Source organism: Wolbachia endosymbiont (group A) of Alloplasta piceator (genome assembly GCF_964028505.1).
Taxonomy (GTDB): domain Bacteria; phylum Pseudomonadota; class Alphaproteobacteria; order Rickettsiales; family Anaplasmataceae; genus Wolbachia; species Wolbachia pipientis.
Window position 1 is genome coordinate 1,259,911 of sequence record NZ_OZ034793.1, and the last position, 19,580, is coordinate 1,279,490.

General features: G+C 35.4%; 14 protein-coding genes and 7 pseudogenes. 10 read left to right on the plus strand and 11 right to left on the minus strand.

Translation table 11 applies throughout. From position 1 onward, the window contains the following. Nucleotide 1: 1 nt before the first annotated feature. Entirely contained in the window at nucleotides 2–394 is a 393-nt protein-coding gene (gene iscU / locus ABWU31_RS06280; RefSeq protein ID WP_353271206.1) for a Fe-S cluster assembly scaffold IscU, read from the minus strand. 178 nt (nucleotides 395–572) lie between these two features. On the opposite strand from iscU, the gene ftsY reads away from it, so the two are divergent. Continuing rightward, nucleotides 573–1,484 carry a signal recognition particle-docking protein FtsY gene (gene ftsY, locus ABWU31_RS06285; protein ID WP_338482545.1) on the plus strand — a complete coding sequence of 304 codons (912 nt, stop codon included), beginning with the start codon at nucleotides 573–575 and terminating at the stop codon, nucleotides 1,482–1,484. Here the strand turns inward: ftsY and ABWU31_RS06290 are convergent. Beyond that, nucleotides 1,471–2,340, minus strand: a pseudogene (locus ABWU31_RS06290) (magnesium chelatase domain-containing protein); the annotation flags it as partial. The gene ftsY and the pseudogene ABWU31_RS06290 overlap by 14 nt on opposite strands. A gap of 90 nt (nucleotides 2,341–2,430) precedes the next feature. Here ABWU31_RS06290 and ABWU31_RS06295 point away from each other — a divergent pair. Then, nucleotides 2,431–3,263, plus strand: a protein-coding gene (locus ABWU31_RS06295; RefSeq protein ID WP_353271062.1) for an IS5-like element ISWpi1 family transposase whose coding sequence is annotated in 2 segments (ribosomal slippage) — nucleotides 2,431–2,800 and nucleotides 2,800–3,263 — 834 coding nt in all. Because the reading frame shifts where the segments join, the coding sequence is not laid out codon by codon here. Nucleotides 3,264–3,286: 23 nt separating this feature from the next. On the opposite strand, the pseudogene ABWU31_RS06300 reads toward ABWU31_RS06295, so the two are convergent. Then, nucleotides 3,287–4,669: pseudogene (locus tag ABWU31_RS06300) on the minus strand (IS66-like element ISWen3 family transposase). An 83-nt stretch (nucleotides 4,670–4,752) separates the two neighbouring features. On the opposite strand from ABWU31_RS06300, the gene ABWU31_RS06305 reads away from it, so the two are divergent. Continuing rightward, nucleotides 4,753–5,577 (plus strand): hypothetical protein, encoded by an 825-nt coding sequence (locus ABWU31_RS06305; protein WP_007550761.1) that lies wholly within the window; start codon nucleotides 4,753–4,755, stop codon nucleotides 5,575–5,577. 45 nt (nucleotides 5,578–5,622) lie between these two features. Here the strand turns inward: ABWU31_RS06305 and ABWU31_RS06310 are convergent, their stop codons facing one another. Continuing rightward, entirely contained in the window at nucleotides 5,623–6,843 is a 1,221-nt protein-coding gene (locus ABWU31_RS06310) for a P-loop NTPase fold protein (protein ID WP_353271207.1), read from the minus strand. A gap of 3 nt (nucleotides 6,844–6,846) precedes the next feature. After that, nucleotides 6,847–7,452 carry a recombination mediator RecR gene (gene recR, locus ABWU31_RS06315; protein ID WP_010963080.1) on the minus strand — a complete coding sequence of 202 codons (606 nt, stop codon included), beginning with the start codon at nucleotides 7,450–7,452 and terminating at the stop codon, nucleotides 6,847–6,849. A 357-nt stretch (nucleotides 7,453–7,809) separates the two neighbouring features. Between recR and ABWU31_RS06320 the strand changes: the two are divergent. Beyond that, a pseudogene (locus tag ABWU31_RS06320) lies at nucleotides 7,810–8,661 on the plus strand (IS630 family transposase). 90 nt (nucleotides 8,662–8,751) lie between these two features. After that, the gene (locus ABWU31_RS06325; protein WP_353271068.1) at nucleotides 8,752–9,585 is read left to right on the plus strand and encodes an IS5-like element ISWpi1 family transposase; all 834 of its coding nucleotides are present in this window, start codon (nucleotides 8,752–8,754) and stop codon (nucleotides 9,583–9,585) included. Between the two features lie 426 nt (nucleotides 9,586–10,011). Here ABWU31_RS06325 and ABWU31_RS06330 read toward each other — a convergent pair whose 3' ends face one another. Both ABWU31_RS06330 and ABWU31_RS06335 read right to left on the minus strand, forming a co-directional pair. After that, on the minus strand, nucleotides 10,012–10,281 hold the full coding sequence (locus ABWU31_RS06330; RefSeq protein ID WP_353271208.1) for a transposase: 270 nt from the start codon (nucleotides 10,279–10,281) through the stop codon (nucleotides 10,012–10,014). Nucleotides 10,282–10,292: 11 nt separating this feature from the next. Further along, nucleotides 10,293–11,114, minus strand: a pseudogene (locus ABWU31_RS06335) (IS982 family transposase). Between the two features lie 133 nt (nucleotides 11,115–11,247). Between ABWU31_RS06335 and ABWU31_RS06340 the strand changes: the two are divergent. Both ABWU31_RS06340 and uvrB read left to right on the plus strand, forming a co-directional pair. Further along, a pseudogene (locus ABWU31_RS06340) lies at nucleotides 11,248–11,520 on the plus strand (transposase); the annotation flags it as partial. 395 nt (nucleotides 11,521–11,915) lie between these two features. Beyond that, a complete protein-coding gene (uvrB, locus tag ABWU31_RS06345; protein ID WP_236515154.1) occupies nucleotides 11,916–13,823 on the plus strand; it encodes an excinuclease ABC subunit UvrB in 1,908 nt (635 codons plus the stop codon). A gap of 72 nt (nucleotides 13,824–13,895) precedes the next feature. On the opposite strand, the pseudogene ABWU31_RS06350 reads toward uvrB, so the two are convergent. The 4 genes and pseudogenes from ABWU31_RS06350 to ABWU31_RS06365 form a co-directional block, all read right to left on the minus strand. Beyond that, nucleotides 13,896–14,249: pseudogene (locus ABWU31_RS06350) on the minus strand (IS66 family transposase); the annotation flags it as partial. A gap of 10 nt (nucleotides 14,250–14,259) precedes the next feature. Beyond that, nucleotides 14,260–15,271, minus strand: a protein-coding gene (locus tag ABWU31_RS06355) for an IS630 family transposase (protein ID WP_353271209.1) whose coding sequence is annotated in 2 segments (ribosomal slippage) — nucleotides 14,260–14,808 and nucleotides 14,810–15,271 — 1,011 coding nt in all. Because the reading frame shifts where the segments join, the coding sequence is not laid out codon by codon here. Nucleotides 15,272–15,352: 81 nt separating this feature from the next. Continuing rightward, a pseudogene (locus tag ABWU31_RS06360) lies at nucleotides 15,353–16,384 on the minus strand (IS66-like element ISWen3 family transposase); the annotation flags it as partial. 444 nt (nucleotides 16,385–16,828) lie between these two features. Then, complete coding sequence (locus ABWU31_RS06365) at nucleotides 16,829–17,329, minus strand: Smr/MutS family protein (protein WP_353271210.1); 501 nt, start codon at nucleotides 17,327–17,329, stop codon at nucleotides 16,829–16,831. 92 nt (nucleotides 17,330–17,421) lie between these two features. Here ABWU31_RS06365 and rlmB point away from each other — a divergent pair, with 92 nt between their 5' ends. The 3 genes from rlmB to ABWU31_RS06380 all read left to right on the plus strand — a co-directional run bounded on the left by rlmB (nucleotide 17,422) and on the right by ABWU31_RS06380 (nucleotide 19,525). Beyond that, on the plus strand, nucleotides 17,422–18,186 hold the full coding sequence (gene rlmB / locus ABWU31_RS06370) for a 23S rRNA (guanosine(2251)-2'-O)-methyltransferase RlmB (protein ID WP_353271211.1): 765 nt from the start codon (nucleotides 17,422–17,424) through the stop codon (nucleotides 18,184–18,186). Nucleotides 18,187–18,265: 79 nt separating this feature from the next. Then, nucleotides 18,266–18,988: a Bax inhibitor-1/YccA family protein gene (locus ABWU31_RS06375; RefSeq protein WP_010962942.1), complete on the plus strand. Its 723-nt coding sequence runs from the start codon at nucleotides 18,266–18,268 to the stop codon at nucleotides 18,986–18,988. Next, complete coding sequence (locus ABWU31_RS06380) at nucleotides 18,989–19,525, plus strand: cytochrome c oxidase assembly protein (protein ID WP_006279376.1); 537 nt, start codon at nucleotides 18,989–18,991, stop codon at nucleotides 19,523–19,525. It abuts the gene before it with no gap. The last annotated feature ends 55 nt before the right edge of the window (nucleotides 19,526–19,580 follow it).

Genomic DNA, 19,580 nt, shown 5'->3' on the forward strand with positions numbered 1-19,580 from the left:
CTCAATGTCCACCTTTATTTTGTTTACTTTGATAGTCATGAATAGCAGCCTTTATAGCATCTTCAGCAAGTACCGAACAGTGTATCTTCACTGGAGGTAAAGACAACTCTTCCACTATTTGAGTATTCTTTATCTGTGTAACGTCACTGATGGTTCTCCCCTTTATCATCTCTGTTAACAAGGAACTTGAAGCAATGGCAGAACCACAACCAAAAGTTTTAAATTTTGCATCTTCAATAACACCTTTGCCATTGACCTTTATCTGCAATTTCATTACATCACCGCACGATGGTGCACCAACTAAACCAGTACCAACATTTGGATCATTTTTATCCAGAGAGCCAACATTTCTTGGATTTTCGTAATGATCTAAAATTTTCTCATTATAACTCATAAAATTACCTGTGAACTGCTATTCTACATTATAACATATTTAGGTTAAAAACTAAAGAAAAATGCACTAGCAAACAGTATATTTTACTCACAAAATATATGGGTTACGAGTGTATTTACTTTACAAATACATGTAGTGCATGTCATTCTCTATATTGTAATTAAAAAGGAGTATTCTCTTGAGTTTATTTGGTAACCTTTATAAAGGCTTGTTAAAAACTTCTTCTCGCTTTAGCAACGGAGTAAAAAGTATTTTCTCTAACAAAAAAAAATTAGATCAGTCGCTTTTAGATGAGCTAGAAGAATTGCTAATTAGCATGGATATTGGTCATAAAACTTCCAAGTTGATTATTGACAGGCTCACAAGCATCAAGTTTGACAAGGAAGTTGAGTATAATATTATCTCGCAGCAGTTAATGAACGAAATAGAAGCTATATTGAGCCCAGTTGTGCAACCGTTAATTTTGAACAAAAAACCACATATAATAATGGTATGCGGAGTAAACGGTAATGGTAAAACCACAACTATAGGTAAGCTTGCATATAAATATAAGGAAATGGGAAAATCCGTTATGCTTGTTGCATGCGACACATTTAGAGCTGCTGCTAGTGAGCAATTAAACATTTGGGCAGAACGTTCTGATTGCTTGATTGTTACTGGAGAGTACGGTAGCGACTCTGCAAGTGTGGCATATAGAGCTGTAAGTCAAGCTATAAAAGACAACGTTGATGTTGTTCTAATTGACACAGCAGGAAGGCTGCAAAATAATGTGAACCTTATGGAGGAGTTATCAAAAATATATAGAACGATAAAGAAATTGGATGATACTGCCCCTCATGACGTTATTTTAGTTCTTGATGCAACTACCGGCCAAAATGCTTATAGCCAATTAGAAGCATTTAGCAAAATGGTTAATGTTACCGGGCTAATCGTAACAAAGTTAGATGGCACTGCTAGGGGCGGAGTGGTAATTGGACTTGCAGAAGCTTATAAGATAAAGTTACATGCTATAGGAATTGGCGAAAATATAGAGGACTTAAGGGAGTTTACTAGTAAAGAATTTGCTGAAGCGTTATTTAATTGTAATTAAAGACTTCTCTTAATTCCCTTACGTGACCAAGCTTGATTATTTCAATATCATGAGAAGAATAATTGCCATTTTTAGGCATAATTGCTTTTTTGAATCCTAACTTTTGTGCTTCTTTTAGTCTGAGATCAGCATGCGAGATGTTCCTAATTTCTCCTGAAAGTGCAACTTCACCGCAGATTATTGAAGAAGTTGGCAGCGGTAAATTTACTACACTTGAAATAAGGGAAGCAGCAACAGCAAGATCAGCCGATGGTTCCTGTATTTTGAGTCCCCCTGCAATGTTTAGGTATACCTCTTTATCATGCAAAAACATTTTGCAACGAGCATTTAGCACCGCAATGATCATAGCCAATCGATTAATATCCCACCCAACTACTGCCCTTCTTGGGGTTGCCATATTAGTCCCTGCTATTAATGCTTGCACTTCCATTAAAATTGGTCTTGAACCTTCAATTCCTGCAAATACGGCGCTGCCAACTACTTCTCTGTCATGGGCCATCAGAAACAATGATGATGGGTTATCAACAGGCACAAGTCCTGCTTCAGACATCTCAAAAACACCAATTTCATTTGCAGGGCCAAATCTATTCTTAATAGTACGCAAAATGCGGTATTGATTGCTATTTTCACCTTCAAAATATAATACCGTATCCACCATATGCTCCAAAGTTTTAGGTCCAGCTATTTGTCCATCCTTAGTTATATGGCCAACTATTAAGAGGGAAATACCATATTGTTTCGCAAGAATGGTTAATTCATGTGCGCAAGTGCGGACCTGAGTTACAGTTCCTGGTGCTGATATAATTCTGCTATCATACATTGTTTGTATAGAGTCAATTACTAAGAATTTAATACTTTTGTTGTATCCGTTCAGGAGAGTGGTTTAAGAGGTTGTCCGGAAACAAGTAAAAGGCTATAATATCTGAAATTTTAGTACGGGGTAAAGATGAGAAAAAAGTATCCAACAGATCTAAGCGAAAGGGAATGGGCAAGAATAGAAAAACACTTCAGAGTATCATACAAGAAAGGAGGAAGGCCGCCAAAGTATAGCAAAAGAGAAATATTAGAAGCAATTTTCTATGTATTGCGTACAGGGTGTCAATGGCGGTATTTACCAAATGATTTTCCGCTATGGAAGACTGTGTATGAGCAGTTCAGGCAATGGAAGAAGCAGGGAATTTTTGAGAAAATGAATTATGAAATTACAAAATATAGTAGAAGAAAAATAGGAAGGAATGAGCAGCCGAGTGCCTGTATAGTAGATAGTCAATCTGTAAAGACTACAGAAAAGGGGGGATCAAAGGCTATGATGGAAGTAAAAAAGTAAAGGGTAGAAAAAGGCATATAATTACAGACACTCAGGGTTTTATACTAGGTTGTTACGTAGGCGCTGCTAACGAAAATGATAGAGATGGTATTAAAATAGCATTAAACAATATGAGAACAAAATATACTAAAGTTAAAAAAATGTGGGCTGACATGGGATACCAAGGAAGAAATTCAAAGAATCACATAAAGGAAGAATATGACATAGATATTGAAATTGTTACAAGGCCTCCATGTAGATTTTGGGTGCACAAAGATACGCCACCTGAGCTACTACCAACAAGAGAACAAGGGTTTAAAGTACAGCCAAGAAGATGGGTTGTAGAAAGGACTTTTGCTTGGGTTAATAGGAATAGAAGGCTATCGAAGGAGTATGATTTACTCACAACATCCACTGAGAATTTCATATACCTAGCTATGAGTAGGGTTATGTTAAAGAGGGAATATGCTTGAATTTACTAGTTTCCGGACAACCTCTAAGAAACAATAGATAGGAGATTTTGGAAAGGATTGAGACCCCTTTGTTTCCAAGTTAAGTATAATGAAATTATCCGCTCAAGGAATGTATTTCCCCGCTTTGATTGTGTAAAATATGAGTTTTTGCGATAAACGACATAATGCCGAATTTGCCGTTCAGCGTGGTTATTTGTCAGCGGAATATTTTCTGGGTCATCTAAAAATTTCCACATCATTCTTTCAGATCTCAGAACATTTTTTGCAACTCGAGAGGCTCCAATTGCTTCAGGTAAACGAGATATCTCCTTCAAGTAATACTTTGTACGTTTTCTTAATTTTCTGGCACGTCTGACAAACCTCAAAACATCTATCTCACTTTTTAGTAAAGCTTTTTTTAGTGCAAATAATTCAGTGGCCACGTTTCTCAAGTAACAACCCAGAACTTTAACTTCAATATTCCAACTATGTGCTAATCTTTCAAAATCTCTTGATAAATGTGCCCAACAGATTTGCCTGTTTTTATCGGCAAAATAATTCTATGCTGCATACCTGTCAGTTATTACCAAGCTATTGCGATTGCAGAATTTACTATTTTGTAAAACTTTCATTCCTCTTGACTCTGTAAATTTTACAAAACTTGCCGTATTGCTTGCAAACATCCAACACCAAGCGAGTTTACCTTTGTTATAATGGCTCGTTTCATCAATATGTAGAACTTTACTCCTACTTATCTCTTGTTCGATCTGCTCATACATTTTTTTGCATTTTGAAGCAACTCTATGTTCACTATTTGATATGCTACCGACGCTTATGTTCAAATTGAAGATATCATTTACGACACTCGCTATTTCGCGTTTTGAATTTTTGTAGAATCCGCTGAACGCTGCAATTATTGACTTAACCCTTGGACCAAATGTATCTGGCGTAACACCTTCCGGTAACTTGCTACTTCTTCTCTTTCCGCATCTCCGACAACGGCCATGTTCTAACTGATATTCCACTACATAAGGCTTGATTTCTGGAAGATCAACTTTCTGATGAATATATGGTTTTTCACATATTGCAATTTCTCCTCCGCATTCGCAAGTATTAGGCAACTCTATCTTTACTACTTTATCTGCATCCATGTTGGCGCGAAAACTTCCTTTATGACCAACCTGACCGCCAATATTCCTTTCGCTTTTCGGCTTATTCTTTTTTATTTTATACAACTCTTTGGAACTTGGTATTGATGAATTTTTTGAGCTTAAACCGAGTCTTTCTCTTAACTCAGCATTTTCTATCTTTAAAGCCTTATTTTCTGCTTTTAAACTTTCATTCTCTTTTTCCAATCTTTCTATTTTTGCTTCTAACCTTTCTATTTTTTGCTGTAAATTTTTGCAAAGTTCTAAAAGGTTTACCATATTATTTCACTTTTGCTCTATGATTATCTTTTTAGATCACCTTGTCTACCTTATTCTGCCACTCCGCTGAACGGATACAAAAAATGAATACTACAGTAGAAAAAAATAATCCAAAAATTTTTCCTCAAAATGAAGGAAAGATTAACTCAAAAGGCATGGTTGCCCCACCTGTTCCTCCGAAATCTTCCCAAGCTAAATTTGCTGGAATAAAAGCAATTTTTGAGCGAAATGTACCTCATTCTCAAGCAAATGATAGTAATAAAACAGTGAGTAGCAATCTTGGAAGAACATTTGGCCCAACAATGCAAAAACTCATGGAAGACAACATTCATAGCACTCCTAACAAACAACGCCGCAATTCAGGGGATAGTGGTATCAGTGATATTAGTAGCAGCACTTCTGATGATGAGGATAGAACAATAAAAGATAAAATGATGGAAAATGTTAAGCAGGATAACCATCAAAAAAGCTTTGATTTACATAAAGTACAAGCAACTGATGAATTAGAAACCGTAAAATTTCTCAAAACGCTAAGCAAGAAAGAAAGAGAAAAACTTGGTTTTTCTCCTAAACAGCAAAATAACCAAAAGGTTGAGACTAGCAAAAAAACTTATAATCCACTTGATTGGAATCCAATCTATCAAGGTAAAAAGCTCTTTAGCTTAGGCAATATGTCGAGTAATTCGTCTTCATGTAGTGAAAAAAGCAATATTTCAGATGTAAGCGATAAGTCTAATAATTCAAACATTGTTAGATGTAATATTACTAGGAGTAACAGTAAGGAAGACCTTCGTAAACCTGATGCTTCACATAATGACAAATCTGCAGGTAAAAAATTATCTAATGTCAATGTAAGCGAATTAATCAGAAAGTTTGAACAAGGTAATGACATAGTAAAAGGGCGTTAATCAAATGTTACCCTATCTTTGTATATGTAAAGGTAGGGTATCTTTTCAAAATAGTATATCCTTTATAGCTTTGTTAATTTTTGACTCCCTCTCTGCAAAAGCAGTTTCTAGAGAGGTTTTAAGTTTTTCCCATTCTTCTTGACCATTTAGAACTAAAGATTTATATTCATTTTCAATTTTTTCCAATGCTCTTTGATATGAAAAACCTAATTCCTCATATATATCAATATTTATCGATTGCAGTATTACCAAAAATGAAAACAAATTCGGATCAGGTAATTCTTCTCTTGTGTGATTCAGAAGACACAGCTTTATTTTTTTTACGCAGTATTCTATTGTTTTTAACGATAGTGACAGGCTTTCTGTATAAAATATAAAACTATCTACAATCAAATTTTTTGACTTTTTCGGTAATTTAATATTTTCAAATAGTTCTTTTGTAAATTTTTCTATCGGTTGTTTTGGCAAATGTAAAGAGAGATCAGTAAAAGATTTTAGGTCAAAATTTGGTCCAAGTATTGTGCTGATTGCTCTTTGTACATTACTCTTATCTTTACTTACAGAAATAATGAAAACCAGCCCCTCCACATCAAGCATATACTTTATAGATTCCAAAAAATCGACAACGAATTTAGGACGGCACACATCAAGATTATCCACCATTATATAAATGTTTTTGTCTTTTCTGATTTTATTAACCACATCCGCTAACTGTGTTTTAAAATCTCTAGTACTCTCTTTTCTTCTTTGGAGAAGACTTAATTCACTCAAGACAAAACCTATGTCTTTTTTATCAGCCTCTTTTGCAGCATCAAGAAATACTGAAAGCATAGCAAGTGGAGATTTACTGATCAGCTTTCCTAGTGTGTTTAGAGAAAATAGCTCTTGGTTTATGTTCTTGAACTGTTGTATAACACTTCTTTTTACTTTATACGATACAAATAAATCTTCAAATAGGAAATTTAAAAAAGAAGGCAGTGGTTGGTCCAATGCATTGATATCCCATGCACTATAATAAGCTGCAATTTCATTTTGCTGTTTTAACTCTTTTACCCATTCTTTCAAAAAAAACGTCTTGCCCCATCCATCATATACTTCCAAAGATATTATTGTAAAAGACTGATCAATTGTTTTAATTATAGTGTTGAATTTACCTGAAAATTGCTTATAGTTTAGGTGGTCATTTTCCCAAGCCACCACTTTAAGTGGTGGCACTATTTTTTTCTTTTTGAATGTTATTAGCGATATAAGTTTTTTTAAGCACATGTCTTATTTTATATTTAACTCATATTCTTGTCTTGAAGTAAGTGCTATCCTCAGCGTTCCTTCATCAAGATAGTCAATTTCTCCGCCCATTGGTATGCCGCAAGCAAGGCGTGATATTTTCACATCCAAATTTTTTAGCAATTCAATTATATATTGTGCAGTAACTTGGCCCTCTAATGTCGGATTAATTGCGATAATTATCTCTTCAATTTTAGACTCTGTCACTCTTTTCAGAATAGTGTCAAGGTTGAGTTCTTTTGGACCTATGCCATTTATTGCAGACAATCTGCCACCCAAAACATGGTATAAACCTGAATATATATTTCCTTTTTCAAACGCCCATAGATCACCTAATTCTTCTACTACACACAGTAACTTAGTGTCACGTTTTGGGTTAGTACAAATAGAACAAGGTGACTTAGTATCTAGATTTCCGCAAACTTCACACTCTATTATAAGATCTGCTAGCTCTTTAATCAAAGATGCAAGTGGTAGCATAACTTTTTCTTTGTTTTGGAGTAAATGTATAACTAACCTGCGTGATGATGATGGCCCTAAACTTGGCAATTTAGAGAAAGCATGAACTAGATTCTTTATGTTAACGTTCATTCAATAAATTCAGAATAGGCAGTCAAATGGTAACATCAAACCCTTTGTAAAGAAAGTGGTAAGTTTCTCTTGATCCCACTTTGATCAGCTATAGAAAAAATTTTTTACTTTAACGAAAAAAATTACTTCCGCACACTTAAAGCCTGATTATAATAGACTTCTTGCATAACCCAAACTAAGTAGAAAAAAGGTATCATCCAAGTAGCTGACACTGGTTCCTTTATGACGGCAGTACCTTCTCCTGTCATCCGAGTAGCCGACTACTTGGATCCAGGAAATTTAACTCTACCAAGTATAGCTCTTTCCATAAAAGTCCGGATGTGATAGGATAAGGGTAGATGATGATAAGGAGGTTGAATGCCAGCAGCATATAGTTATGATTTAAGAAAAAAAGCAATGGAAGCTCTAGACGAAGGAGAAAGCAGAGAAACAGTGGCAGCAAGATTTAAGATTGGACGAACTACTTTATGGGAGTGGCAGCAAAGAAGAAAAGAAACAGGAGACTTTCAATCAAAAAAACTTGGAAATGGGGGTTACAATCACAAAATTACCGACTGGGGTACCTTTGCCAAATTTGCCAGAGAACACGGAGGAAAGACTCTATCGGAAATGGCTAAACTTTGGAACAACGTTAGTATCCAAACGATCTATCGAGCCCTTAAAAAAATTGGATTTACGCGCAAAAAAAGACATATGGATACAAGGAAAGAAACGAAGAAAAACGTGCTGAATTTTTGAAAATTATAGCGACAAAAGAACCTAAAAACTTAGTGTATATAGATGAGTCTGGCATTGATAACACCGAAGACTACCCCTACGGATATTGCCAGAAAGGACAGCGGTTTTATGCCTTAAAATCTGGAAAGAAAACTCAACGAATCAGTATGGTTGCAGCCTTAAGTGGAAGAAAGATAGTTGTTCCGTTAACCTTTGAAGGCCACTGTAATATGGATGTTTTTAATGGATGGTTTGAGCAATTTTTGACACCGATCTTGGAACCTGGACAGACTGTCATTCTTGACAATGCTACTTTTCATAAGTCTGATAAAGCTTGCTAAAGGGGTTGGTGCAGAAATTTTGTATCTGCCGCCTTATTCTCCAGATTTCAACAAAATTGAGCATCATTGGTTTGCTATAAAAAACAGAGCCAGGAAAAACATTCCTCTATTCGAATCCTTTCGTCGTGCTGTTGATTCTGCCTTCCTATGACCTGTTCGGACTATTATGAGAAATGCTATAAGAGGTTGTCCGGAAACAAGTAAAAGGCTATAATATCTGAAATTTTAGTACGGGGTAAAGATGAGAAAAAAGTATCCAACAGATCTAAGCGAAAGGGAATGGGCAAGAATAGAAAAACACTTCAGAGTATCATACAAGAAAGGAGGAAGGCCGCCAAAGTATAGCAAAAGAGAAATATTAGAAGCAATTTTCTATGTATTGCGTACAGGGTGTCAATGGCGGTATTTACCAAATGATTTTCCGCTATGGAAGACTGTGTATGAGCAGTTCAGGCAATGGAAGAAGCAGGGAATTTTTGAGAAAATGAATTATGAAATTACAAAATATAGTAGAAGAAAAATAGGAAGGAATGAGCAGCCGAGTGCCTGTATAGTAGATAGTCAATCTGTAAAGACTACAGAAAAGGGGGGATCAAAGGCTATGATGGAAGTAAAAAAAGTAAAGGGTAGAAAAAGGCATATAATTACAGACACTCAGGGTTTTATACTAGGTTGTTACGTAGGCGCTGCTAACGAAAATGATAGAGATGGTATTAAAATAGCATTAAACAATATGAGAACAAAATATACTAAAGTTAAAAAAATGTGGGCTGACATGGGATACCAAGGAAGAAATTCAAAGAATCACATAAAGGAAGAATATGACATAGATATTGAAATTGTTACAAGGCCTCCATGTAGATTTTGGGTGCACAAAGATACGCCACCTGAGCTACTACCAACAAGAGAACAAGGGTTTAAAGTACAGCCAAGAAGATGGGTTGTAGAAAGGACTTTTGCTTGGGTTAATAGGAATAGAAGGCTATCGAAGGAGTATGATTTACTCACAACATCCACTGAGAATTTCATATACCTAGCTATGAGTAGGGTTATGTTAAAGAGGGAATATGCTTGAATTTACTAGTTTCCGGACAACCTCTTAGGTTCTCTAATTGCACATAAGTCAACAATAATTTTCACACAAATCAAAACAGCATATCTTCTCCATAATCCTTGGTAATTTTACATAAGTTAAAAGTAGCATATGGTTCTCTCCGCGGTCTGAGATGACAATAAATTTGTCAAGCCGCATTATACTTGTTAGGCGGAAGTGGACGGCAACATATTTACCACGAAGTCTAACTAAGTTCTTGCTTGTCCCTTCCATCGGCATTGCTATCTTTATTTTCAATAAAATTATTGTCCTATGCTCTTTTGATGTTTATTGATAATAAAATTCTGTTTTATCAACCAACATCCTATGCATAATTATAGCTCTTTTTACAATAATCCGAACAGACCGTAATATGCTACTGGCCTGCTATAGCCATAAACACATATCTTATCGCATTCGGACTATTATAAGAAAGGCTATACAGCTAATTTTCTTGCTACTGCTACAATTGCTTTTTTCATTCCTTTTTTCTTCGCAACCCCAGTTTTTTAATTTAAATGTCCTCTTGGTAACTGTAAGCATTGTTTGTGCAGCTTCATATAACATACTTCTACATTCCGCTGGTCCCATCTTTGATATGCTGCCATGCCGATCAACTTCTCCAGAAGAATATTGCCTTGGTGTCAACCCTATATACCCCAGTTGCGGATTAGCCAACGAAGTAAAGCTTAGAAATGCAGCGGCTGCATGGAATATGAAACAAGCGTAGAAAAAATGTGTACCAAAAAATTTATCGGTGATCTGTGGCGAGTATGCTCAATCTCAAATTTGTTTTTCAGAGAGCCAAAAACTGTCTCAATAATCGATCTTTTTCTTAACAAAATCTTCTCATTTAGCGCCATTAATGAGTTTTTCATACCCTTTTTTATACTGGTTACAAGCTTTAACCCTCTATCGAATAATTCGTGAAAAAGATCTTTTTTGATATATCCTTTATCTCCAAACAATAATCCAGTCAATTTCTTAGTTAAATTTGGCACAGGTATCAACGTTGCCTTTTATCACCGTAACCCCTTGAATTTCGCCAGTTTCATTGATTACTAGATGTACCGAAAAACCACCCATAAGTAGTCTTTCCAATCTTTGCCAACCCTTTGAAAACTTTGTTTCTCGAGGTCCTTTTTGGATGGCAAACAGCGATAGATGTTGCATCTATGTACGAAATCCCTGTCACTTTTGACTGTTCGCAAAACCATTGCATTAAGAGCGCTAAATACCATAAAACCCGCGATTTTAGCCTGATAAACCTACTATAGGATGGCAATTTTGGAAACGCTGATTCGTATAATAATTTCAAATAATGCACATAGAAAATTTTAAAATTGTCGCACTTGATATAGCAATATTATGGTAAAAATCTCTGAATGCGTAATCTCTGGCGTCCTGGTTGGTTTTTTGCCACTTGGTAGAAGTTTTTCTGCAAAATTTTCATCGACTGTATTGCAAAAATCATCGACTATACAAAAGATTTCTGTTACTTTCTCTTTCATTGGTAACCTCCTATTTTAGGAATGAATATCAAATACCTCGGAGTTTACCCTATTTCCTTACCTTTTCTATTTTTTCTAATTTACAACTGGGGTTAGCAGTGCTGTGAGAATGGTTGAAAGCGCAAAAGAAAACCTCTCGGAAGTTAAAAATATACTGGTCGATGCAGGTTATACAGGAGAAAATTTTGCAACTCAAATAAAAACGATTATTGGAGCAACTGTAGAAGTAATAAAACGAAGTGAATTACATTCCTTTGCTGTATTGCCACAAAGATGGGTTGTAGAGCGATCTTTCGCTTGGTTAGAAAAATGCAGACGATTGTGGAAAAATTGCGAGCGAAAACTTAACACTAGCCTACAAATGGTCGTTCTTTCCTTCATTTCTCTTCTATTGAGAAGATTTTAAACAGGTTCTAAATCTTTATTTTAAAAATGTCATATTGACCACCGGTACCTGAAAATACTATTCCAATTGATCAGAGCTATCCATTTCCTTAATTTTTGTAACGTTGTCATAGGAGTACTATAACTTTAGTATCAACTATGTTTTATTGTTTTTGCATCTAAAAAAATTTAGCTTATTCAAGCAGCATTTTGCCTTTTTTTGGATGTAGGGATTTTTTAGGAATTGTCTTCTTGAATTCTATGGTATTTTGTTTAACATTGAAACAAGATTCCAGTGTCAGCTACTTGCATGACATTGTTGGTTAATGTTTTATGGCTTTACGATAGCTATACAACTTATCTTAAAAGCAATATAGTGTTTACTATACAATGAATCAAAGATAGTAAGTAAAGTCTATGGAATTTCAAATCGCTACACATTTTCAACCGGCTGGGGATCAACCACAGGCAATCGATAGCTTAATTGCAGGGCTAAATAGCAATAAAAGAGATCAGGTTTTGCTTGGAGTTACTGGTTCTGGGAAAACTTTTACTATGGCAAATGTTATTGCAAGGACAAACAGGCCTGCATTAATTATGGCACACAATAAAACTTTAGCAGCACAGCTTTATGAGGAAATGAAAGGATTGTTTCCCCATAATGCTGTTGAATACTTCATTTCTTATTATGATTATTATCAACCTGAAGCCTATTTACCACAAACTGATACTTATATCGAAAAAGATTCTGCAATTAACGAAAGAATTGAGATGCTGCGTTATTCCACCGTCTGCTCCCTTTTGGAGCGCAGGGATACGATCGTAGTTGCCAGTGTTTCCTGCATATACGGTCTTGGTTCGCCTGAGAGCTACCGCAGCATGATCATACCGCTTAGTGTTGGAAATAAAATTCGTATTAATGATTTCCTGAGCAACTTAACTGATCTTCAATACAAGCGCTCTGATGCCAGGTTTGAGAGAGGATATTTCAGAGTGCGCGGCGATATTGTTGATATATTTCCTTCCCATTATGAAAATAAAGCTTGGCGTTTATCGTTATTTGGCGATGAAATAGAAGAAATTTCTGAAGTTGATGCTATAACGGGCAATGTTACCAAAGGCGTAAATAAAATCACCATTTTTCCAAATAGCTATTACATAACCCCGCGTGAGGCTTTGTTGCAGGCAATTGAACTAGTCAAAAAAGAGCTGCATGAACGCTTGGATTATTACTACTCGCAAAACAAGATTGTTGAAGCAAAGCGCCTCGAGCAACGCACTAATTTTGATATCGAAATGATGAGAACAACAGGAATATGTAAAGGTATTGAAAATTATTCGCGTTATCTCTATGGAATGGAAGCTGGGGATCCACCGCCTACTTTGTTTGAATATTTACCCAAAGAAGTAATTTTATTTGTTGATGAGAGTCATGTCACCGTTCCTCAGGTTGGTGCGATGTACAGTGGTAATGAGGCGCGTAAAAAGAAATTGATTGACTATGGCTTCAGGCTCCCTTCCGCTTTTGATAATCGTCCATTAAAATTTGAAGAGTGGGAGGGAGTTAGGCCGCAGACTGTTTACATTTCAGCCACTCCAGGAAAGTATGAGTTGGCAAAGACCAGTAATGTATTTATAGAGCAAGTTATCCGTCCAACAGGGCTTACGGACCCAATCTGCATTGTAAAACCAATAGAGAGTCAAATTGATGATGTAATTCATGAGGCACAAGTGACAATAGGGAAGGGATTTTGTGTTTTAATCACTACATTGACGAAAAAAATGGCTGAAAATTTAGCTGAATATATGAGTGAATTGAATATGAAAGTGAGTTATTTGCATTCTGATATTGGTGCGCTGGAGAGAATAGAAATTATATGTAAATTAAGATCTAAAGAAATCGATGTTTTAGTAGGTGTTAACTTGCTGAGGGAAGGTCTTGATATTCCAGAGTGTGGGTTGGTTGCAATTTTGGATGCTGATAAAGAAGGATTTTTGCGATCGGAAACTTCATTAATTCAAACGATCGGTCGTGCTGCGCGTAATGCTGAAGGTAGAGTAATTTTGTATGCAGATAAAATCACTGGTTCTCTGGATCGTGCGTTAAAAGAGACCGAAAGAAGAAGAAAAAAACAAGAAGAACATAATATATTGCACAATATTGTCCCAAAGACTATAATAAAACCTATATCAAACACCTTACAGGAGAGGGCAATAGCAGAACCGAAAGTAAATACTAATAAGGATGATTTGAGAAAGCAAATGATAGAGCATGCTGAAAATTTAGAATTTGAAGAAGCAGCAAGAATAAAAAAATTATTGTAAGGTTAAATAACACATGATGTAATGTGCATAGTATAAAAATGTAAATAATTTGTATCCGTTCAGGAGAGTGGTTTAAGAAACAATAGATAGGAGATTTTGGAAAGGATTGAGACCCCTTTGTTTCCAAGTTAAGTATAATGAAATTATCCGCTCAAGGAATGTATTTCCCCGCTTTGATTGTGTAAAATATGAGTTTTTGCGATAAACGACATAATGCCGAATTTGCCGTTCAGCGTGGTTATTTGTCAGCGGAATATTTTCTGGGTCATCTAAAAATTTCCACATCATTCTTTCAGATCTCAGAACATTTTTTGCAACTCGAGAGGCTCCAATTGCTTCAGGTAAACGAGATATCTCCTTCAAGTAATACTTTGTACGTTTTCTTAATTTTCTGGCACGTCTGACAAACCTCAAAACATCTATCTCATACCAATTCTCATTGTTGTCCAGTCAAATAGGAAACATTGCAGAGTTGTTTAATTGTGGAGCTGGCAAGAGAAGTAATAAATTTGCACAAAGCACCCTCAAGTAGAGCAATTGTATCGTATATTTTATTGCGCAAAATGTTCTGTTTTATATATAACCAAAGCCTCTCAACAGGATTTAGCTCAGGTGAGTATGGAGGTAGGTATATAATGTCGATATTTTTAGGTACCTTTAAATTTTTTGACCTATGCCAACTAGCACAGTCCATAACGAGAAAAGCCTCTCGTGTTTCTAGATATTGCGAAATTTGCTCAAGAAATATGTTCATGCAATCAGTGTTGACATTTGGTGCAAATAAGCTAGAACTCTCTCCATTTCTAGGATTAACTGCACTATAGAGATAGAAATTTTGCCTACCTAATTTTGTTTTAACCTGTGCTCTAATCCCCTTTTTAAACCACCCATGTCCAACTTTTGAATGTGTGCCAAACCGTGATTCATCAAAGAAAAATAGCTCTTTTTCTGGATACTTGCTAATAGCTCCATTGAGATTTTTTTTTGAATTCCTCTTGTTTGCTTTTATCTTGTCCATTATGAACTGGTCTTGGTGTAATATATGAGAATTTCATCTTTTGCATATGGCGGTGTACTGTAGATTTGCTGATATTTAATCCGAACTTTTCCTGGATTCTTATTCTCATTTCTTTAATGGTGATATTAGGATTTTCTTCTATCCACTCTTCAATTTGCTGTAGTTGAGCCTGATTTAATTTAGTTTTTCTACGACGTTGTGAAGGAGCAAACAGTTTTTCTTCTCTGCCAATTTTCAAGAGTTTTACCCACGAAGTTAGTGCGCTTCTTGAAATGCAATATATTTTTGCTACAGCCGTTATACTGTACTTTTTTGCTGCAATTACAGCATTTAGTTTTTTTGAAACATATGCATTATTCATTACTTTCTTCAGCATTTCTTTTGCTGATTCTACTACTTTTTCATCCAATAATTTTGATCTTAATGCCATTTAAACCTCGCTATTTTACTTACTTCAGTATGGCTTTTCTTCCATCATTGTCCATCTGTTTGCCCTGTAATGGGAATTGGTATCACTTTTTAGTAAAGCTTTTTTTAGTGCAAATAATTCAGTGGCCACGTTTCTCAAGTAACAACCCAGAACTTTAACTTCAATATTCCAACTATGTGCTAATCTTTCAAAATCTCTTGATAAATGTGCCCAACAGATTTGCCTGTTTTTATCGGCAAAATAATTCTATGCTGCATACCTGTCAGTTATTACCAAGCTATTGCGATTGCAGAATTTACTATTTTGTAAAACTTTCATTCCTCTTGACTCTGTAAATTTTACAAAACTTGCCGTATTGCTTGCAAACATCCAACACCAAGCGAGTTTACCTTTGTTATAATGGCTCGTTTCATCAATATGTAGAACTTTACTCCTACTTATCTCTTGTTCGATCTGCTCATACATTTTTTTGCATTTTGAAGCAACTCTATGTTCACTATTTGATATGCTACCGACGCTTATGTTCAAATTGAAGATATCATTTACGACACTCGCTATTTCGCGTTTTGAATTTTTGTAGAATCCGCTGAACGCTGCAATTATTGACTTAACCCTTGGACCAAATGTATCTGGCGTAACACCTTCCGGTAACTTGCTACTTCTTCTCTTTCCGCATCTCCGACAACGGCCATGTTCTAACTGATATTCCACTACATAAGGCTTGATTTCTGGAAGATCAACTTTCTGATGAATATATGGTTTTTCACATATTGCAATTTCTCCTCCGCATTCGCAAGTATTAGGCAACTCTATCTTTACTACTTTATCTGCATCCATGTTGGCGCGAAAACTTCCTTTATGACCAACCTGACCGCCAATATTCCTTTCGCTTTTCGGCTTATTCTTTTTTATTTTATACAACTCTTTGGAACTTGGTATTGATGAATTTTTTGAGCTTAAACCGAGTCTTTCTCTTAACTCAGCATTTTCTATCTTTAAAGCCTTATTTTCTGCTTTTAAACTTTCATTCTCTTTTTCCAATCTTTCTATTTTTGCTTCTAACCTTTCTATTTTTTGCTGTAAATTTTTGCAAAGTTCTAAAAGGTTTACCATATTATTTCACTTTTGCTCTATGATTATCTTTTTAGATCACCTTGTCTACCTTATTCTGCCACTCCGCTGAACGGATACAAAAAATGAATGTTCGTACAGCTATGGAATAAATCGCGGTATGACGGTTCGCAGCGGTATAGTAACTCGTCACCCCGCTACTTGTTAGCGGCTGAGATACCGCGGCGGTATGACGTAGAAGCTATACTTTTATACTCACCAACTCAGTATCCAATCTGGATCCAAGTAGTCAAGCTATTCGGATGACACCCTCATAAAGTGAAATGAGATCCCGCTAACACGTAGCGGGATGACGGGAAAAGAGGTACTGGGAGACATCCTTCCTGGTAGACCCAAATCACAATGTTCGCACAGTTGTGCGTCACGCGCTGCCGAACACTGTATGGTTATACAAGAAAAATTAAGGCTTAAAAGGAATTTTAAGTATCAGGACTCAAGGTTTTTATTCCTTCTTAATAAAACATAAAAAGCCCCTTTACCACCATGTTTTTTCGTAGCTTGTTGGTAGTATAGAACCATATGCTGGATTTTAGTGTCATTTAACCATTTATTTAAGTTACTCTTTATAATGTCTGTTTTATTTGTTGCACTGCCGTATCCCGTAATTACCAATAAACATCTATTTCCTGCTCGATAATTTTTGATAATAAAATCTATCAATTTACAGTAAGCATCCTCTATATTATAGCCGTGCAAATCGAGCTTATCGCTTATAAAATATTTACCCCTATCAATCTTTGATTTTGTGTTGTAGTCAAGACAAAATGATGAGTTACTATTATTGGTATTAAGAAAATTCCCTTGTAAGTCGGAGGTACCTTTATCAACCATAGACTTTATATTTACTTTATGATCAACTTTCAAAGTAACTTTTCCACATTCTATTGGCTTAACATTTTTTTGCCAATCCAACTCATCGTCCGACATAAACGCATTAATCGAATTGTATAATTTTACAACAATATCCAAACATAGTAAAATGTTGCTTATTCTATAAAAACCCGATTTTCAATAATACGATGAAATCGTCAAAAACTAATGAGAATTTTTGGCTGTATGGAAAGCACACCTGCATGTCAGCACTGAAGAATAAAAATAGGCGGTGTATAGAACTGTTAGCAACAGAAAATTTCTATAGAGAGCACAAAAAAGAAATTAGGCAATGTGTAGACAGTAAGGGCATTAAAGTTCGATTAGTAGAAAACAAAATACTTAATGACGTTTTACCCAAAGGTGCTAACCATCAGGGAATTGCTTTAAATGTTGCCCCTATTCTTTATAACTTAAGCATTGAAGAAATAGCTAAAAGCTCAAACGACAGCTCTACTATAGTCATTTTAGATCAAGTCACTGACACGCACAATATTGGGTCGATTTTAAGAACTTCAGCTTGTTTTAATGTCAACGCATTGGTTTTACCACATAACCATTCACCGAGTGAAAATGCATCTATTGCAAAAGCAGCAAGTGGGGCTTTAGATATTGTTCCGCTAATATACGTTACAAATATAGTAAAAACTATGCAGTATTTAAAAAAGGTCGGCTACTGGTGTTACGGGTTTGATTGCAATGCTAAAGAAAATATAGATGAAATAAAGAGTCTTGAGAAAAAAAGAGTAATTATTTTTGGTTCTGAAGAGAAAGGAATGCGGAGGTTAGTTAAAGAAAATTGTGATTATCTTTTAAAGATCCCAATATCAAACGTAATTGACAGCTTAAATGTTTCAAATGCAGCAGCAATAGGCCTATATTCTATTTATATTAAAACAAATGCCAGCGCATAGCTGTTTATAATAAAAACACTTGATAAAAATGTGGTTTTATATTATAATGTGTTAAATAATGGACAAAAGGAGTTATATTATGTCTTATATGAGAAATGAACAGGATATTCGCTCTCAAGGCGTTTACTATAGCGCTGGGCTTAGAAGTTACCTAACTAAAGTATACAATTACATGGCTTTAGCTTTGGGCGTCACAGGGCTTGTTGCATTTTTAACAGTATTTTCTGGTCTTTTTCAAGTAATTTATTCTAATCCCGTTCTATCGCTTGTGGTAATGTTATCTCCGGTTGCATTGGTGTTCTACATGTCTTATAGAATTCAACACCTAAGTGCTCAGTCTGCCGTTACTATATTTTTCTCGTTCTCAGTGTTAATGGGGCTTTCCTTATCTTATGTTTTTATAGTTTATACTGCAGAAAATATAGCAAGGGCGTTTTTCATTACATCAATCATGTTTGGCTCTATGGCTTTATATGGCAATACTACAAAAAGAGATCTTACAAGTATGGGCTCTTTCTTGATTATGGGAGTTTGGGGGTTAATCATTGCGTCTATAGTAAATTTATTTCTTGGAAGTAGTCCTCTCCACTTTGCAATATCGTTCATATCAGTAATAGTCTTTACCTTAATGACTGCGTATGATGCTCAAAGAATCAAGGACGTTTATTATAAACATAATGACGGATCAGAAGTTGCTACTACTAAATTGGCAATACTCGGTGCAACTAATCTTTATTTTGACTTTATTAATATATTTCTCAATCTACTCAGGTTACTTAACTTGTTCAACAATAGGGATTAGATGTTTTCCTTTTTAAGGAAAGGCAGTAAGAATTCTATAGTTTTCTTTTTAGTATCTTTAGTTGTGTCGATGATATGTCTTGCATATGCATCGGTACCTCTATATAGCATTTTCTGTAAAGCTACTGGGTATGGTGGCACAATAAGAAAAGTAACTAACACAACAACAAATATAACTAACCAAAAGATCAGGGTCCATTTCAATGCTGATATAATGTCCGATCTACCTTGGGAGTTTAAATCAGAAACTAACTACGTTGACGTAAACATAGGAGAACAAAGTTTAGCGTTTTATTACGCAAAAAATCTATCTGATCAGCCTTCATTTGGAATGGCGGTGTATAACGTTACGCCTTTCAAAGCAGGTAAGTATTTCAATAAAATTGCATGCTTTTGTTTTGAAGAACAAATGTTGCTACCAAAACAAAAAGCAGCTATGCCCGTATCTTTTTATATAGATCCTGAGATAATGCTTGATAACAATACAAAAGATTTGAGCGAAATAACACTGTCATACACGTTTTTTAAGCTTAAGTAACAGAATGTTTGCAAACCATGTCATTTCAGTAATCAATAGGGTGTCATCCAAGTAG

What these genes read in the sequence shown, in the direction of transcription:
- uvrB (WP_236515154.1), top strand. Translation starts at nt 11,916, where the DNA reads ATGGAATTTCAAATCGCTACACATTTTCAACCGGCTGGGGATCAACCA.
- ABWU31_RS06380 (WP_006279376.1), top strand. Translation starts at nt 18,989, where the DNA reads ATGTTTTCCTTTTTAAGGAAAGGCAGTAAGAATTCTATAGTTTTCTTT.
- rlmB (WP_353271211.1), top strand. Translation starts at nt 17,422, where the DNA reads ATGAAATCGTCAAAAACTAATGAGAATTTTTGGCTGTATGGAAAGCAC.
- iscU (WP_353271206.1), bottom strand. Translation starts at nt 394, where the DNA reads ATGAGTTATAATGAGAAAATTTTAGATCATTACGAAAATCCAAGAAAT.
- ABWU31_RS06365 (WP_353271210.1), bottom strand. Translation starts at nt 17,329, where the DNA reads ATGTCGGACGATGAGTTGGATTGGCAAAAAAATGTTAAGCCAATAGAA.
- ABWU31_RS06375 (WP_010962942.1), top strand. Translation starts at nt 18,266, where the DNA reads ATGTCTTATATGAGAAATGAACAGGATATTCGCTCTCAAGGCGTTTAC.
- ABWU31_RS06325 (WP_353271068.1), top strand. Translation starts at nt 8,752, where the DNA reads ATGAGAAAAAAGTATCCAACAGATCTAAGCGAAAGGGAATGGGCAAGA.
- ABWU31_RS06310 (WP_353271207.1), bottom strand. Translation starts at nt 6,843, where the DNA reads ATGTGCTTAAAAAAACTTATATCGCTAATAACATTCAAAAAGAAAAAA.
- recR (WP_010963080.1), bottom strand. Translation starts at nt 7,452, where the DNA reads ATGAACGTTAACATAAAGAATCTAGTTCATGCTTTCTCTAAATTGCCA.
- ABWU31_RS06305 (WP_007550761.1), top strand. Translation starts at nt 4,753, where the DNA reads ATGAATACTACAGTAGAAAAAAATAATCCAAAAATTTTTCCTCAAAAT.